This window comes from Corallococcus exercitus (genome assembly GCF_003611585.1).
Taxonomy (GTDB): Bacteria; Myxococcota; Myxococcia; order Myxococcales; family Myxococcaceae; genus Corallococcus; species Corallococcus exercitus.
In genome coordinates, this window is sequence record NZ_RAVW01000227.1 from 1 (window position 1) to 15667 (window position 15667).

At 69.2% G+C, this 15667-nt stretch carries 14 protein-coding genes; 6 read left to right on the top strand and 8 right to left on the bottom strand.

Features of this window, described 5'->3' with window-relative positions:
• The first annotated feature begins 131 nt into the window (after positions 1-131).
• Positions 132-947, top strand: coding sequence for a tetratricopeptide repeat protein (locus tag D7W79_RS25190; protein ID WP_120527942.1), 816 nt, complete (start codon positions 132-134; stop codon positions 945-947).
• A gap of 12 nt (positions 948-959) precedes the next feature.
• Entirely contained in the window at positions 960-2336 is a 1377-nt protein-coding gene (locus D7W79_RS25195; protein WP_120527943.1) for a hemolysin family protein, read from the top strand.
• 4 nt (positions 2337-2340) lie between these two features.
• Here the strand turns inward: D7W79_RS25195 and D7W79_RS25200 are convergent, their stop codons facing one another.
• On the bottom strand, positions 2341-2997 hold the full coding sequence (locus D7W79_RS25200) for a TapB family protein (protein ID WP_244221955.1): 657 nt from the start codon (positions 2995-2997) through the stop codon (positions 2341-2343).
• A gap of 363 nt (positions 2998-3360) precedes the next feature.
• Here D7W79_RS25200 and smc point away from each other — a divergent pair, with 363 nt between their 5' ends.
• Positions 3361-6969, top strand: a complete 3609-nt coding sequence (gene smc / locus D7W79_RS25205; RefSeq protein WP_120527944.1) for a chromosome segregation protein SMC — start codon at positions 3361-3363, stop codon at positions 6967-6969.
• Positions 6970-7062: 93 nt separating this feature from the next.
• Here the strand turns inward: smc and D7W79_RS25210 are convergent, their stop codons facing one another.
• The 6 genes from D7W79_RS25210 to groES all read right to left on the bottom strand — a co-directional run bounded on the left by D7W79_RS25210 (position 7063) and on the right by groES (position 12847).
• Positions 7063-8277: a hypothetical protein gene (locus D7W79_RS25210; protein WP_120527945.1), complete on the bottom strand. Its 1215-nt coding sequence runs from the start codon at positions 8275-8277 to the stop codon at positions 7063-7065.
• 47 nt (positions 8278-8324) lie between these two features.
• Positions 8325-9707 carry an FHA and sigma-54 interaction domain-containing protein gene (locus D7W79_RS25215; protein ID WP_120527946.1) on the bottom strand — a complete coding sequence of 461 codons (1383 nt, stop codon included), beginning with the start codon at positions 9705-9707 and terminating at the stop codon, positions 8325-8327.
• Positions 9708-9909: 202 nt separating this feature from the next.
• Entirely contained in the window at positions 9910-10335 is a 426-nt protein-coding gene (locus tag D7W79_RS25220) for a hypothetical protein (protein WP_120527947.1), read from the bottom strand.
• Between the two features lie 98 nt (positions 10336-10433).
• On the bottom strand, positions 10434-10691 hold the full coding sequence (gene grxC / locus D7W79_RS25225) for a glutaredoxin 3 (RefSeq protein WP_120527948.1): 258 nt from the start codon (positions 10689-10691) through the stop codon (positions 10434-10436).
• Between the two features lie 165 nt (positions 10692-10856).
• Complete coding sequence (gene groL, locus D7W79_RS25230) at positions 10857-12509, bottom strand: chaperonin GroEL (RefSeq protein ID WP_120527949.1); 1653 nt, start codon at positions 12507-12509, stop codon at positions 10857-10859.
• A 47-nt stretch (positions 12510-12556) separates the two neighbouring features.
• A complete protein-coding gene (groES, locus tag D7W79_RS25235) occupies positions 12557-12847 on the bottom strand; it encodes a co-chaperone GroES (protein ID WP_014395362.1) in 291 nt (96 codons plus the stop codon).
• Between the two features lie 442 nt (positions 12848-13289).
• On the opposite strand from groES, the gene D7W79_RS25240 reads away from it, so the two are divergent.
• Genes D7W79_RS25240 through D7W79_RS25250 form a run of 3 tightly spaced genes read left to right on the top strand, consistent with a single transcriptional unit; the run spans position 13290 to position 15066 of the window.
• Positions 13290-13889 carry a hypothetical protein gene (locus D7W79_RS25240; protein WP_120527950.1) on the top strand — a complete coding sequence of 200 codons (600 nt, stop codon included), beginning with the start codon at positions 13290-13292 and terminating at the stop codon, positions 13887-13889.
• The gene (locus tag D7W79_RS25245) at positions 13849-14550 is read left to right on the top strand and encodes a hypothetical protein (protein WP_120527951.1); all 702 of its coding nucleotides are present in this window, start codon (positions 13849-13851) and stop codon (positions 14548-14550) included. Before D7W79_RS25240 ends, D7W79_RS25245 begins: the two co-directional genes overlap by 41 nt.
• A gap of 39 nt (positions 14551-14589) precedes the next feature.
• A complete protein-coding gene (locus tag D7W79_RS25250; RefSeq protein WP_120527952.1) occupies positions 14590-15066 on the top strand; it encodes an NUDIX hydrolase in 477 nt (158 codons plus the stop codon).
• 9 nt (positions 15067-15075) lie between these two features.
• Here D7W79_RS25250 and rpoZ read toward each other — a convergent pair whose 3' ends face one another.
• Positions 15076-15315 carry a DNA-directed RNA polymerase subunit omega gene (rpoZ, locus tag D7W79_RS25255; RefSeq protein ID WP_014395366.1) on the bottom strand — a complete coding sequence of 80 codons (240 nt, stop codon included), beginning with the start codon at positions 15313-15315 and terminating at the stop codon, positions 15076-15078.
• Positions 15316-15667: the final 352 nt, after the last annotated feature.

Consider the following 15667-nt stretch of genomic DNA (forward strand, 5'->3'; position numbering starts at 1 on the left):
CCGTGGGCGTCACGGGGCGGGGATGACAGGCGGCGAGCGACAACAGGAGCAGCAGGGCGGCGTGGCGCATGGGCAAGGGGAAACTCTACCTTGCACGGGGAAACGCGCGACGCGTAGATTGCCGCGCGCTCATGGCCCGGGAAAAGGACAACATCGCTCTGTCCGACGAGCACAACACCCGCGGCATCGAGCTGGCGGACCGGGGCTGGCTGGACGAGGCCATCAAGGAGTTCCGCAAGGCCATCGACCTGGACCCGACGTCGGCGCACGCGCACGACAACCTGGCCACGGTGTACGCGGAGAAGAAGCAGTTCCGCGAGGCGCTGGCGGAGTACCTCACCGCGCTGAAGCTGGAGCCGGAGAGCGCCACCGCGCACTACAACCTGGCCTGCTTCCTCTCCACCCACGCCAGCGAGATGGCGGTGGAGGAGTACAAGGAAGCCATCGAGCTGGATCCGGAGTACCCGGACGCCCACCTCAACCTGGGCCTCACCTACGCGGACCAGGGGCGGGTGGAGGAGGCGATGCGCGAGCTGCACTCCGCCATCGAGCTGGACCCGCAGGACGCCTTCCCCCGGCATGAGCTGGCGGCGCTGATGATGGACGAGGGCGACTACCGCTCGTCCATCACCCAGCTGAAGGAAGTGGTGCGGCTGGAGCCGGACAACTTCGAGGCGCAGCTGGACCTGGGCATCTGCTACGCGCAGAAGGGCTTCTACGCGGAAGCGGAGCGCGCCTACGAGCGCGCCCGGGCGCTCAACGCGGAAGACCTCCTGCTCAACTACAACCTGGCGGCGCTGTACGCGCTGTGGGGCCGTCCGAAGGACGCCGTCCAGTACCTGCAGAAGGCGCTGGCGGCGGACCGGCAGAAGGTCCTGGGGTGGCTGTCCGCGGACCCCATGTTCGACGTGCTCAAGGGCGATCCGGACTTCGAAGCCCTCTTCTGAGGGAATCACACAATGGAATGGGTTTTCCTGGGGCTGGCGCTGCTGCTGGTCGTCGCGAACGGCTTCTTCGTGGCGACGGAGTTCGCCATCGTGAAGATCCGCGCCACGCGCCTGCAGTCCCTGGTGGACGAGGGCACGCCGGGCGCGGGCATGGCCCTGAAGATGGTGGGCGAGCTGGACGCGTACCTGTCCGCCACCCAGTTCGGCATCACGCTCGCGTCGCTGGGCCTGGGCTGGCTGGGTGAGCCCGCCTTCGAGCACCTGCTGCACCCGGTGATGGAGAAGGTGCTGCCGGAAGCGGTGGCGGCGCAGTACGGCTCCACGGCGGCGGGCATCATCGGCTTCAGCATCATCACGTTCCTGCACATCGTGATGGGGGAGCTGGCGCCCAAGAGCGTCGCCATCCAGCGCGCGGAGCAGACGACGCTCGCGGTGGCGCTGCCCATGCGCGCGTTCTACATCCTCTTCTACCCGGCCATCCGGCTGCTCAACTGGCTGGCGGGGCTGGTGCTCAAGGCCTTCGGCCTGCACTCCGCCAGCGAGTCGCACGAGGCCACCAACGAGGAGGAGCTGCGCGTCATCCTGCACAGCTCCGCGCAGGCGGGCGCCATCACCACGGCGCGGGCGGAGCTCCTGGAGCGCGCGCTGGAGATGGCGCAGAAGACGGCGCGGCAGGTGATGGTGCCGCGCAACCAGATGCGCTACCTGGACGTGGAGGAGCCGCTGGACAGGAACGTCATCGACGCGCGGGCGTCCGGGCACACGTGGCTGCCGGTGTGCCGGGGCAACCTCGATGAGGTCGAGGGCGTGGTGAACGTGAAGGACCTGTTCTTCCTCCTGTCGCGCGGCGAATTGCGCAGCCTGTCCCAGGTGCAGCGGCCGGTGCTCTTCATCCCGGAGAACGCCACGCTGGAGCAGCTCTTGACGGAGTTCCGCCGCCGGCGTCGGCAGATCGCCCTGGTGGTGGACGAGCACGGTGGCACGTCGGGGCTCGTCACCATCGCGGACGTGGTGGCGGAGGTGGTGGGCGACGTGGCGGAGCTGGGCCGGCGCGTGGAGGAGGTCCGAGCGCTTCCGGGCGGCCGCTTCGAGCTGCCCGGCACCGCGCAGCTGGACGACCTGGAAGCCCAGCTGGACGTGAACTTCGACCTCAGCGACGAGGAGAAGGGCGAAGTCACCACCATCGCCGGCTACCTGATGACGAAGCTGGGCCGGGTGCCGGAGAAGGGCGACAGCCTCAAGCTCGACATGTGGCGCATCCTCGTGGAGGAGGTGGACGGCCCCCGCGTGGTGCGCGTGACGGTGGAGCCGCAGTCGCGCCCCACCGCGGTGCCCAAGGACGGCGGCCGGGCTTCAGAGCCGCCCGCGCCGTCCGGCGAGACGGGGTGAAGGCCTAGCCCTTGGTGGGCTTCACGGCCTTCTTCTTCGCGCCGCCCTGGATGGAGGCCGGCTTCACCTTGGCGTTGGGCCGGTCCACCTTGAGCAGCTCCAGGTTCGTTTCTCCGTCCGTGGTCAGCTTCAGGATGCCCACGTCCGGGGCGAACCACATGAAGCTCTCCATGGAGCGGCCTTCCGCGCCGGGGCGGCTGGCGCGGGCCGTGGTGATGTTCTTGATCTTCAGCGCCTTGAAGGTGCCCGCCGCGACGGTGACCTCCTCCTCGCCCACCACCGTGGCCTCCTTGTCGAAGGTCGTGGCGATGATGGGGCGCAGGCCGCCCTTCTTCGCCGGGGGCTGGAGCTTCACCGACAGGCTGTTCTTCCAGGTGCCGCCCGGCACCATCACGGACGGCGCCGGCACGGCCGCGCCCTCCGCGTTCACCACCTGCACGTCCATGCCGGACGCGGACAGCAGCGTGCCCTCCAGGCCGCCCAGGCCCGTGCGCACGCCCTGCGCGTCGCAGGTGAGGTCCGTCTGGCCGCTGCGGCCCTTGAGGCTCACCGCCAGCGTGGCCTTCACCGTCCCGTCCGGGGCGGGAGCGACGTCCTTCGTCGCCAGCACCAGCTCCGAGGAGTGGCCCGCCCGGTAGGTCAGCGTGAGGCCGTCCTCCATGGGAAACCAGGGGTTCGGACAGGGGGCCGGCGCCGCCGCCGCCACCACCATGTCAGACCGGGGTGCTACCTGAGACGTCGGGGACGCGCCCACGAGGAGCGACAGGGCAAGCAAGGGCTGAAACGTAGGACGCCTCCAGAAAGATCAAGTGGAAGGTAGGGTGGGTCGGCTGCTTTGCAAGGGTGGTGCGAGGCCACCGACGAACCGGCCTGTAGCACTGGACATAGGGTCATGCGTGGCATGGTCACGCTTGATCCCCGGTGGGGTGCGTTGGTACTCCTGCCGAACGCTGCGGAGCCGATTTTCCGGCCTCGCGCGCGTTTTCACCCCGTCACACCGACGGCCGTAGGGAGAACCGCTGGCATGCGAATCAAGCGCCTGGACATCACCGGCTTCAAGTCGTTCATGGAGCGGAGCGTCTTCTCCTTCGACGAGGGCGTCACGGGCGTCGTCGGCCCCAACGGGTGTGGCAAATCCAACGTCGTGGACGCCATCCGCTGGGTGATGGGCGAGCAGAGCGCGAAGAACCTGCGCGGCCGCGGCATGGAAGACGTCATCTTCAACGGCTCGGAGAACAAGCCGCCCCTGTCCATGGCGGAGGTGTCGCTCACCTTCCTCGTGGACGACACGGACACGCTGGCGCCCCAGTACCAGGGCTTCAGTGAGATCACCGTGACGCGCCGGCTGTTCCGCAACGGCGACTCCGAGTACCTCATCAACAAGACCCTCTGCCGCCTGCTGGACATCACCGAGCTGTTCCTCGGCACGGGCGTGGGCACCAAGGCCTACTCCATCATCGAGCAGGGCCGCGTGGGCCTCATCGTCTCCAGCAAGCCGGAGGACCGCCGGCACCTCTTGGAGGAGGCCGCGGGCGTCACCAAGTACAAGGCCCGCCGCAAGGCCGCCGAGCGCAAGATGGAGGCCACCGAGGCCAACCTCCTGCGCGTCAACGACATCACGGGCGAGCTGGAGAAGCGGCTCGACACGCTGTCGCGCCAGGCGAAGAAGGCGGAGAAGTACCGCAAGCTCAAGGCGCGCATGCGGGAGATCGACCTGCACTCCACCAGCCACCGCGCGCTGGAGCTGATGGCGGAGAAGCGCGTGCTCCAGTCGCGCCTGGAGAACCTGGGCGGCGAGGAGCGCGAGGGCCTGGACCGGGTGAAGGAGCTGGAGGAGGTCATCACCCGGCGCCGCGCGGAGCTGGACGCGGAAGGGGCGGCCCTCCAGCAGTACGCCGGTGAGGTGCACGCGCTGGAGAGCGCCCTGCAGCGCGAGGCGCAGGAGCTGGCGTACGGCCGCCGCGACTTCGAGGAGACCAGCACGCGCGTGGAGTCCGCGCAGGCGGAGCTGGACGCGCTGCTCGCGCGGCAGGCCGAAGTCGTGCAGACCATGACGGCCCGCGAAGCGGAGCTGTCGGGCATCGCCGGGTCGTACAAGGAAGACGAAGTGGCCATGCAGGTGGCCCTGGAGGAGCAGCGCCGCGTCTCCGTGCTCCAGACCGAAATCTCCCTGCGCCTGGAGCAGGAGCGGGCGGGGCTGGTCGCCGTGGCCACGCGCCTGGCGAACCACGAGAGCAACCTGGTCAACCTCGCGCGCCAGCGCGCGGACCTGGAGACCCGCCGCGCGAAGCTGGCCGGCGAGCTGGAGGCCTTGCGCGCCCAGGAGCAGGAGCTGGACTCCGTGCGCACCCAGGCGGCGAAGCACGTGGAGGACACGCGCCACCTGGCCTCCGAGCTGGCCGAGCGCCGGGGCCAGGAGGAGGAGGCCCTCACCCGCACGCGCGAGGCCTTCACGGAGAACGAGGTCCAGGTCATCGCGCTGCGCGAGGAGCTGAGCGACAAGCGCAGCCGCCTGGCGTCCCTGGAGGACATCCAGAAGAACTACGACGGCTTCGACCGGGGCGTGCGCGCCGTCATGGTGCGCGCCGCGGAGGCCGCCCGCGAGCAGGGCATCTTCGGCCTGGTGGCGGATGTCCTCACGGTGAACTCGCCGCGCTACGAGCGCGCGGTGGAGGCCGCCCTGGGCGAGCGGCTCCAGCACGTCATCGTGGACAGCCGTGAGAAGGGCGTGGAACTGGTGGAGTACCTGAAGGGCCACGCCGAAGGGCGCGGCACCTTCCTGCCGGTGCCCTCCGGCGAGCAGGCCCGGGCCTTCGTGGAGCCGGACCTCTCGCGCCCGGGCGTCCTGGCGCACGCGCTGAAGGAAGTGTCCTGCGAGCCCGCGCTGGAGCCGGTGCTCAAGCTGCTCCTGGGTGACGTGGTCATCGTCCAGGACCTGGCCGCCGCGCGCGAGTACGCGGAAAGCACCCCCGTGCCGTGCACGCTGGTGACCCTGGAGGGCGAGGTCTTCCGCACCGACGGCTCCATCACCGGCGGCGAGCGCGAGGGCGCGGCCGTGGGCGCGCTCCAGAAGAAGCGCGAAATCGCCGAGCTGGCGGCCGAAGTGGCCCGCGTGGAGGAGCGCTACAACGAAATCCTGACCCGCCACTACACGCTCCAGAAGCAGATGGGGCAGGCGGAGGCCGTCCTCAAGGGCCTGGGCAAGGAGCAGCACGCGGAGGAGGTCAACCTGGCCAGCCAGGAGAAGGACCTCCACAAGGCGAGCGAGGACCTGGCCCGGGTGCGCGAGCGCCTTCGCTCGCTGGAGGGCGAGGAGGGGCAGCTTTCCCAGAGCCACACCGCGCTCTCCAACGAGGAGGAGTCCAGCCGCGGCGAGGTGGCCCACGGCCAGGCGGACCGCGAGGCGCGCGAGGAGCGCGTGCGTCAGTACGCCGGGGAGCTGGAGGGGCTGCGCCAGCGCGCGGACAGCGCGTCCTCGGACCTGATGGGCCTGCGCGTGAAGGTGGCCGCCGGCAGCGAGCGCGGCGAGTCCGCGCGCAAGGAGCTGGAGAGCCTGGTGTCGCAGCGCCGGGACATGGAGGCGCGCGTCAACCGCCTGCAGGCCACGGTGACGGAGGGCCGCGCCAAGGTGGAGGTGCTGCAGGGCCGGCTCGCGGAGCTGGAGTCCACCCGGGAGCAGCGGGCGGAGGAGCACCGCGTGGCCGCGGAGGCCCTGGAGTCCCGCCGCACCGCGCACACCACCGCCACCACCGAGGTGCGCGAGCAGGACACCGCCTTCCGCGAGCTGCGCGGCCGGCTGGATGAGCTCATGCAGGGCCTGTCGCAAATCACCCTGCGCGAGAAGGAGATTGGCCTGGAGCTGGAGCACCTGGCCGCCGGCATCCGCGAGCGCTACCAGCTGGAGCTGTCCGCGGAGCTGCACAACTACCACCTGCTGGCGCCGCTCTCGCCGGAGGTGGAGAGCGAGCTCAAGGACCTGCGCGCGCAGGTGGAGAAGATGGGGGAGATCAACCTCACCGCCATCGACGAGCACGCGGAGCTGTCCAAGCGCTTCGAGTTCCTCTCCACCCAGCGTCAGGACCTCCAGGCGTCCATCAGCCAGCTGAAGGAAGCCATCGTCCGCATCGACGCGACGAGCCGCGAGCGCTTCAAGCAGACCTTCGACGTGGTGAACGACAAGTTCCAGGCCATCTTCCCGCGCCTGTTCGGCGGTGGCCGCGCCAGCCTCATCCTGACGCAGGAGGGCCCCAACGGAGAGCCGGGCGTGGAGATCGTCGCCCAGCCCCCGGGCAAGAAGCTCCAGAGCGTCAACCTGCTCTCCGGTGGAGAGAAGGCGCTCACCGCCGTGGCGCTCATCTTCGGCATCTTCCTCATCAAGCCCACCCCCTTCTGCCTCCTGGACGAGGTCGACGCCCCGCTGGATGAGGGCAACGTGGGCCGCTACAACGACATGGTGAAGGAGATGAGTCGCCAGTCGCAGTTCATCCTCATCACCCACAACAAGCGCACCATGGAGATCGCCGACACGCTCTACGGCGTCACCATGGAGGAGCCCGGCATCTCCAAGCTCGTCAGCGTGAAGATGCGCGAGGCCTCCGCGCACAACGACGACAAGGTCCCCGCCGCGTCGTAGGGCGGCGGCAGGGCAGAGCGCTGAAAAGAAGACGGGCGCCCCGGGATGTTCCCCGGAGCGCCCGTTGTCATTTCAGCGGCTCACGTCGAAGGACTACTTCTTCTTCGCGGGCGCGTAGCTCTTCTTCGGGCAGGCGCCCTGGTCCGCGGCCAGACGCTGCTGGGCGGCGGAGAGGTCCTTCTGGGTGTTGGCCAGGGCCTCCTGGCTGGCGGTCTCCACCGGGGCCCAGTCTTCCTTCTGGGCCTTGAGCTCCTGCACCAGCGTCAGCGTCGTCTGGTCCACCGTCTCCTGCGCCTTGAGCGCGTCCACCCACTTGGTGGCGGAATCCACCAGGGCCTGGCACTTGGAGGACAGCTCGTCGAAGAGCTTGTAGTCCTTCGTCTTGGTGTACTTCTGCACGACGGCGTCATACGTGTCCGCCGCGTTGGTGCGCGCGCCGAAGGCGATGGCGGACGCGGCGGCCGTCTGGGTGCGCGCCAGCTCCAGCTGGAAGAAGCGCAGCTCCGGCGGCATGCTCGCGGAGGCCTCCACCGGGGCCTGCGAGTTGAAGAACACGAAGCGGAAGGGGAACTTCAGCTCGCCCGTCGTCGTCGCGGGCATCTTGGCGACCTTCGCCTGCAGACAGGACGCGAGCTGGTCACCCTCGGTGCTGCCGGAGGGCTTGAAGACGACCTCCGTGGGGTTCGGCTGGCCCTTCACGATGTGGATGTCGGAGCTCAGCACCGGCGGCGTGGACGCCTTGAAGCCGGCGAAGCAGTCACACCAGCTCTTCTCCGCCAGGCGCACCGCGCCGGAGAAGTCCGAGCCCTCGTTGATGCCCATGGTGACGGAGGGGTTGTTGGCCGTGGCGTGGTCGTACGCGTACGTGGCCTCCACCGGCTTGGCGTCCGCCGCCAGCGCCGTGGGCTTCACGTGCGTGTCCAGCACCTGCTGGATGCAGGCGGTGCCCGCCGGGGTGAGGTTCTCCCCGGAGACGGCGTGCGTGGCGCCCTGGGCGTTGACGGTCGTCTTCACCGTCACCTTGGTGCTGGCCGCGGGGCCGCGGTTGGCCGGGTCCACCAGGCACTCCAGCACGTCCGGACGGACGCTCAGGAGCGCGCCCACGAGGACACCCTCGTTGGCGGGGGAGGGCAGGGCCTGCTCGTGCGGGAAGCAGGTCGCCAGGTCGAACGGGGGCTGGTTGGTGATGCGCAGCCGCTCTTCCTTGGTCATCTGCTTCTGACCCTCGGCGGCGGGGGCTTCGGTCTTCTGCTGCCCGGCACAGGCGGCGGTGAGGATGACGGAGGCGACGGCGAGACGTCTCAGCATGGTGAGGCTTTCTCCCGGTTGGGGTGGTTGGGACTGCGCTCGGGCGCTCACTTCTCCAGGCCCTCGGCGTTCTTGAGGTCCTTGAGGCGGAGCCCGTTCTTCTTCAACAGGCGATAGAGGCTCTGCATGGACAGGCCGGTGCGCTGCTCCGCCGCCTTCATGTCGAAGGCCACCTCGCGCATGATTTCGGCGAAGTACAGCCGCTCGAAGTCCGCGAGCACCCGGTCCTTTGCTTCGTGGTACGGCATGCCGGTGACGATGGCCGTCACGTTGGTGGCGGGCTCCGTGCCTTCGGTGCGCTTGGGCGCGTGCGCCAGGAAGTCCAGCCAGCTGGTGTTGCCCGTCTCCTGCATCAGCGCGCCGCGCTCCAGCACGTTGCGCAACTCGCGCACGTTGCCCGGCCAGTCGTAGCCCTCGAAGAGGGCCAGCGTCTGCGGCGTCAATTCCAGCGCGGCCTTCATGCCGCGCGACAGCGCCTGCGCCAGCGTGGGGATGTCGTCGCGGCGGGTGCGCAGGGGCGGCAGCCGCACGCGCGCCACCGCGAGCCGGAAGTAGAGGTCCGCGCGGAAGCGGCCCTGGCGCACGTCCTCCTCCAGGTTGCGGTGCGTGGAGGCGATGACGCGCACGTCCACCGCCACCGGCTGCCCGTCCAGCGACGGCACCTCGCGCGTCTCCAGCACGCGCAGCAGCTTGCCCTGCACGGACATGGGCAATTCGCCCACCTCGTCCAGGAAGAGGGTGCCCCCGCGCGCCGCCTCGAAGATGCCGCGCGCGGCCTTGTCCTCGTTCTCCCCGGCGCGCAGCCCGCCGAACAGCTCGCGCTCCGCCTTCTCCTCGGAGATGAGGTTGCAGTCCACGACCTTGAAGGCGCCGTGGCGGCGCAGCGAGTGCTGGTGCACCGCCCGCGCGGCCAGCTCCTTGCCCGTGCCCGTCTCACCCTCGACGAGCAGGTTCATGTCCTCGCGCGCGATGCGGCGCAATTCCGTGAAGACCCAGCGCATCTTCTCCGAGCTGCCCACCAGCTGCCCGAAGGACTCCGTGCCGGCGACCTCCACCTCCGTCGCGCGGGCGGCCACCTTCACCACGAGCTTCGTCTTGCCCAGTTCCACCTTGTCGCCGCTGCTGACGAAGGCCTGGAGGATGCGCCGGCCGTCCAGGAACGTGCCGTTGCGGCTGCCGGTGTCGCGCAGGAGCAGCCCCTGCGCCAGCCGCTCCACCTCCAGGTGACGGCGGCTCACCGTCGGGTCGCTCAGCACCAGGTCCCCCGCGGCGTCGGAACCCACGCGCACCAGCCCGTCCCGCGTGGTGACCTTCTTGCCCTTGTCCGGACCGCCCACCACCTCCACCGTCCACTCGTGAAGGGGGACGCGGGTGGCCTGGGCTTCGCGCTCCGCCTGGACGGTTTCGGTGACATCCGGTCTGTCAATCATGGTCACGGACCCTCGGTCGCAACGGGGCGCGAGGGGCAAAAAGACCCCGCCTCGCCCTCAATCCCGCCTCTTTAGGGGGGACTGCACACAAGGGGCAAGCGGAACAAGTGGACCCGGAAACGTCCGTTGAAGGTGAAGACAGAAGGGGCCCGTCCGCCCCCTACCGGGGACGTCGGGCCTGCCTCCCGTGCACCTTCACGCGTCAGTACTTCGCGGGTGCGTCGCTCGCGGGGAAGGACTCCTTGGACTGCTCATCCACCGCGTCGTCGCCCGCGCCGCCGCCGGAGCGCACGCTCGCGTTGGTGGGGCCCTTCACCTCGCGCGTGGGCACCTCCGCGTTGGCGTTCGCCTTGCGCTTCGTGCCCTTGGACTCCGACGCGGCGGCGCGGCCCGTGCCGGCCTGCGCGTTCACCATGCGCGCGCCCAGCAGGTTCTTGGCGCGCTCGGCCAGGTTGCGCTGCTCGTCCTGCCAGTCGCGGAAGAGCTGCGCCAGCTCCTGGTCCCCCGCGGCCTCCGCGTCGCGCAGGTACTGCTCGCTCACCGACGCGCCCTTGAGCAGGTGATAGAGCGTGCTGATGAGGTCGTGATGCTCGTCCCGGGTCCCCGTCGTTTCCTGTCCGCCCGCCATGGTGTTCCTCCCGTGAAAAGGGGTGAATGCCTTGACGGAGAAGCTAGGCACGGCGGGCACGGGTGGCGTCCGGACCCGGGGCCCGGCCGCCTGCCTGCTCATGCGTGGAGCATCGGGTCCAGCTTGCCGTCGCGGTCGAGCGCGGCCATGTCGGAATAGCCGCCCACGTGCGTGTCGCCGATGAAGATCTGCGGCACGGTGCGCTGTCCGCCGCTCATCTCCACCAGCTTCGCGCGGGCGTCGTCGTCCCCGGTGACGTCCACCTCTTCGTACGCCACGCCCTTGCGCTTGAGCAGGTCCTTCGCGCGTACGCAAAAGCCACAGTAGGTCGTCGTGTAGATCTTCACGGGCTTCATGGATTTCCTCCTGGTCTCTTGATGCCAAACCTAAGGGGCCGTTGCGCGGGCGACCACGGCCTTCCCGCGCCTGGCCTCTTGAAACACGACGGCCCCCGGAACCCAGGTGGGCGCCGGAGGCCGTCAAGTCCCGTCCCCCCATGACGGCGGGGAGGGGTGGGGCGACTACATGCCCATGCCGCCCATACCGCCCATGCCACCCATGCCGCCCATGCCACCGCCGGCGGCGCCCTTGTCGTCGTCCGCCTTCGGGCGCTCGGCGACCATGGCCTCCGTGGTGAGCATCAGCGAGGCGACCGACGCGGCGTTCTGCAGCGCGGTGCGGCTCACCTTGGCCGGGTCGATGACGCCCGCGGCCAGCAGGTCCTCGTAGACGCCCGTGGCGGCGTTGAAGCCGAAGGAGCCCGTGCCCTCCTTGACCTTGTTCACCACCACGCTGCCCTCCAGGCCGCCGTTGCCGACGATCTGACGCAGCGGCTCCTCGACGGAGCGACGGATGATGTCCACGCCGGACTTCTCACCGTCGGCGACCTTCAGGCCGTCCAGGGCCTTGAGGCAGCGGATGTAGGCCACGCCGCCGCCGGGGACGACGCCCTCTTCCACGGCCGCGCGGGTCGCGTTGAGCGCGTCCTCCACGCGGGCCTTCTTCTCCTTCATCTCCGTCTCGGTCGCGGCGCCCACGTTGATGACGGCCACGCCGCCCACGAGCTTCGCGAGGCGCTCCTGGAGCTTCTCACGGTCGTAGTCGCTGGAGGTCTCCTCCACCTGGGCGCGGATCTGCTTCACGCGCGCCTCGATCTCCGTCTGGCTGCCGGAGCCGTCGACGATGGTGGTGTTGTCCTTGTCGATGGTGATGCGCTTGGCGCGGCCCAGATCCTGGAGCGTCAGCGTGTCCAGCTTGATGCCCAGGTCCTCGGCGATCATCCGGCCGCCGGTGAGGGTCGCGATGTCCTCCAGCATGGCCTTGCGGCGGTCGCCGAAGCCCGGCGCCTTCACCGCCGCCACGTTCAGCACGCCGCGGATCTTGTTCACCACCAGGGTGGCCAGGGCCTCGCCCTCGACCTCCTCGGCGATGATCAGCAGGGGCTTACCGGCGCGCGCCACCTGCTCCAGGATGGGGAGCAGGTCCTTCATCGAGGAGATCTTCTTCTCGTGGATGAGGATGAGGGGGTCGTTCAGCACGACCTCCATGCGCTCCGGATCCGTCACGAAGTACGGGGACAGGTAGCCGCGGTCGAACTGCATGCCCTCGACGACGTCCAGGGTGGTGTCCAGGCCCTTGGCCTCTTCCACCGTGATGACGCCCTCCTTGCCGACCTTCTCCATCGCGTCCGCGATGATCTGGCCGATGGTGGTGTCACCGTTCGCGGAGATGGTGCCAACCTGGGCGATCTCCTTGTTGCCCTTGGTCGGCTTCGCCAGCGTCTTCAGCTCGGCGATGATGGCGCTGACGGCCTTGTCGATGCCGCGCTTGATGTCCATCGGGTTGTGGCCCGCGGCGACCAGCTTCGCGCCCTCGCGGAAGATGGCCTGCGCCAGCACGGTGGCCGTCGTGGTGCCGTCACCGGCGACGTCGGAGGTCTTGGAGGCGACCTCCTTGACCATCTGGGCGCCCATGTTCTCGAACTTGTTCTCCAGTTCGATTTCCTTCGCCACCGTCACGCCGTCCTTCGTGATGGTGGGGGAGCCGAAGCTCTTCTCGATGACGACGTTGCGGCCCTTGGGCCCCAGGGTCACCTTGACCGCGTCGGCCAGGATGTTCACGCCGCGCAGGATGGCATCACGCGCGCGCACTTCGAAAATGATGTCTTTCGCCATGGTCTGAATCCTCTAAAGGTTGGGAGTGGGAAGACGAACGGCGGGCTTCACTTCTCGATGATGCCCAGCACGTCCTCTTCGCGGAGGATCAGGTGATCCTCGCCGTCCAGCTTGATCTCCGTGCCCGCGTACTTGCTGAAGAGGATGGTGTCGCCGGCCTTGATGTCCATGGCGCGCACCTTGCCGTCCTCCAGCACCTTGCCGTTGCCGACGGCGATGACCTTGCCCTCGAGCGGCTTCTCCTTCGCCGTGTCGGGGATGAAGAGGCCACCCTTGGTCTTGTTCTCCTCGGCGACGCGCTTGATGATGAGCCGATCCTGCAGGGGACGAATCTTCATGGCTTGCTCCTGTGAATCGCGGCTGCCGGAGGCGGACGGAAGGTCCGGACCGGGACGCCGCAGGGGTTGTTGAAAAAGGGCCTGTGGGCCTCGGTGTTGGCACTCGCACCCACTGAGTGCTAACGCCCAGGCGCGGCGGATAATAACCAGGGACTTCACCTCGTCAAGCGACGTCGGGACATCTGTCCGGATGCGGCTAAACACCCGTCCTGATTGGGCTTTTCGCAAAAAGATTCCCGGGTGGCGCGCCTGCCCGCAAGGCCGCCCCGGGTGTCGGTCCTTTGGCACTCATTGCCCCTGAGTGCCAGCGTAAGCCCTTGATAAGACTCGGCTGCCTTTTGCCTGCCCGGGGCCGCGTGACTACGCTTGTGGGGAGCGTGTCCTGGTGGGTCCGGGCGCCGGCCCGGTGGCCTTCCAGGCTTCATCTCGGGAGGTGTGCTCGATGAGCGGACTGGTGACGTCCTCTTCCTCGCTGAAGGAGTTCTTCCGGGAACTCCTCTTGGAGGTCGCGGCCCGGCAGCGGGTGGCGCTGGGCGAGTCCACCGAGTTCTATCTGGTGAACCTGCTGGCGGAGTTCGCGGCCACGGACAAGCTGTTCAGCCGTGACGCGGAAGGCCGGCGCGACCACGAACCCCTGGCGGAGCTGTACCACCGCGCGCTGCAGCAGGAGCGCGAGGAGCGCATCCGCACGCTGCGGCGGCTGGGCGACGTGTCGCTCTACAAGGTCGGCTTCTTCTCCGGCGCGCTGCAGCAGGGGATGGTGGGCCCCGACTACTACATCCAGATGGGCGGCGCGGCCTACGGTCAGGTGGCGGAGCTGGTGCCCCCGGGCGGCTTCACCGGCGTGTACCGCGAGCTGTGCGACAAGTTCCGCTCGCTCGTGGAGGTGCTGGAGGAGATCAGCGCGCGGGGGCTGATGAGCGCGGGGCCGGAGGGCGCGCTGCGCGTCTACGAGTCCTGGTCGCGCACGGGCAGTGACCGGCTGGAGCGCGTGCTGGTGGATGCGGGCTGGGTCCCGCGCAAGGGGTCGCTTGCCAACTGACGCCGCGGACTTCCCGCTCGTGGGAAGGCTCCAGGCCCACCTGGAGGCCATCTACGGCTTCCGGTGCGAGGCCCGCGCGGAGGCCTTCGTGGTGGTGGACGCGGAGGTCGCCGCGCTGCTGGGCGGCACCGGGCGCGCGCCGGAGGAGCTCCTGGTGCTGGAGGCCCGGGGCGACCTGGAGGTGGCGCTCTACCTGGACCCCGCCTTGCGCGAGCGCATGGGGCGCTACGCGGGCAGCCCCCTTGCGTCCGTGCTGGATGGGGACCTGGACGGCTACTGCCAGGTGACGGAAGGGGTCAGCCACTTCCTCTACGTCGCGCACACGGCGCACCTCGAGCGCACGGTGTCGCTCCTGGAGCTGGAGGCCCAGGCGGAGGTGGACAAGTTCGTGGTCTGCCTGCTGCACCGCTGGGGGGAGGGCGTGGCCGGGTGGGCGCGGGAGCTGCTGCCGCGCCTCTTCGACCGGGTCGCGTACCAGCCGCTGCTGTCCGTGGAGGAGCGCTGGCGCTACGAGGAGGCGAACCGGCTGTCGCGGCGCTTCTGCACGCGGCTCATGCCGCACGTCCTGGACCGGCGGTTGGACCGGCTCCTCGGCGACCTGCGTTATGCCTACCGGCTGGGCGCGGAGGCCAAGCTGCGCCACTTCGCGCACGGCGGTTGAGGGATCCGGCCGCCCCCCGCTTCGGGTAGGGTGGAGGCCATGCCGCGCGAGGCGTCCTCAGGAGGCATCGTCATCCGCTTCCAGGACGGTGCCTGGGAGGTCGCGGTCATCCGTCCGCACGGGCGCCAGTTGTGGGCGCTGCCCAAGGGGCACGTGGACCCGGGCGAGTCGCCGGAGCAGACCGCGCGGCGCGAGGTGCGGGAGGAGACGGGCCTCTCCTCCGTGGCGCTGCTCGCGCCCCTGGGGGAGATCCGCTACGTCTACCAGTTCCGGGGGCAGCGCATCTTCAAGCGCGTCCACTTCTTCCTCTTCCGCTACGAGGCGGGAGAGCTGGGGCCGCTGCCGGGGCCGCGCGTGGAGGTGGACGAGGTGCGCTGGATGCCGCTCGAGGGGCTGATTCCGGCGCTGGGCTACAAGGGTGAGAAGGCCGTCGCCGGCCGGGCGCTGCGGTGGATGCGCGCCCAGGGCCTGGCGGCCGGGGCTCCTCCCCCCGTGGAGGGGAAAGAGCCGGCGTAGAGCGGAAGGCTACTTCTTGGCTTCCTCGCCCACGTACTTGCCGGACAGCGCCTCGCGCACGTCGCGGTCGAACTTCACGCGCTGGGTGGCGACCTCGCGCAGGGCGAGCACGGGCGGCTTGTTCTTCGAGGTCTCGATGATGGGCCGGGCGCCGGCCATCAGCTGGCGCGCGCGCTTGGCGCCCAGGAGCACCAGCGCGAACCGGTTGTCCACGTAGGGAAGGCAGTCTTCAACGGTAACGCGGGCCATGGAACATCCTTCTTGGCTCTCACTGAGCCGGTGGAAGCCTCTCAACCTAAAGAGCACCTCCGGATCAGTCAAGGAAGGATGGCGGGCCGGAAGCTCCACCGGGCGTCCAGGCGGGCACCGCCTCCCCGCCCGCCCTCCGGCTCCCGCGACTGACGGCCAGCGGACGCACTCGTACTCTGAGTGTTGGTTGGCGTACGCTCTCTTCCCAGCCTCCGGAATCCGAGAGACCGGGGCCTCAACGGATCCGGAAGGGCGCGTTGTTTTTGCGAGTAGGGAATGGGACTCCAGGGTGGGTCCTCATCACCCCGCCCCGGGAGATTGCCGGGACGCGGGCTGTCTCTTATATACATCT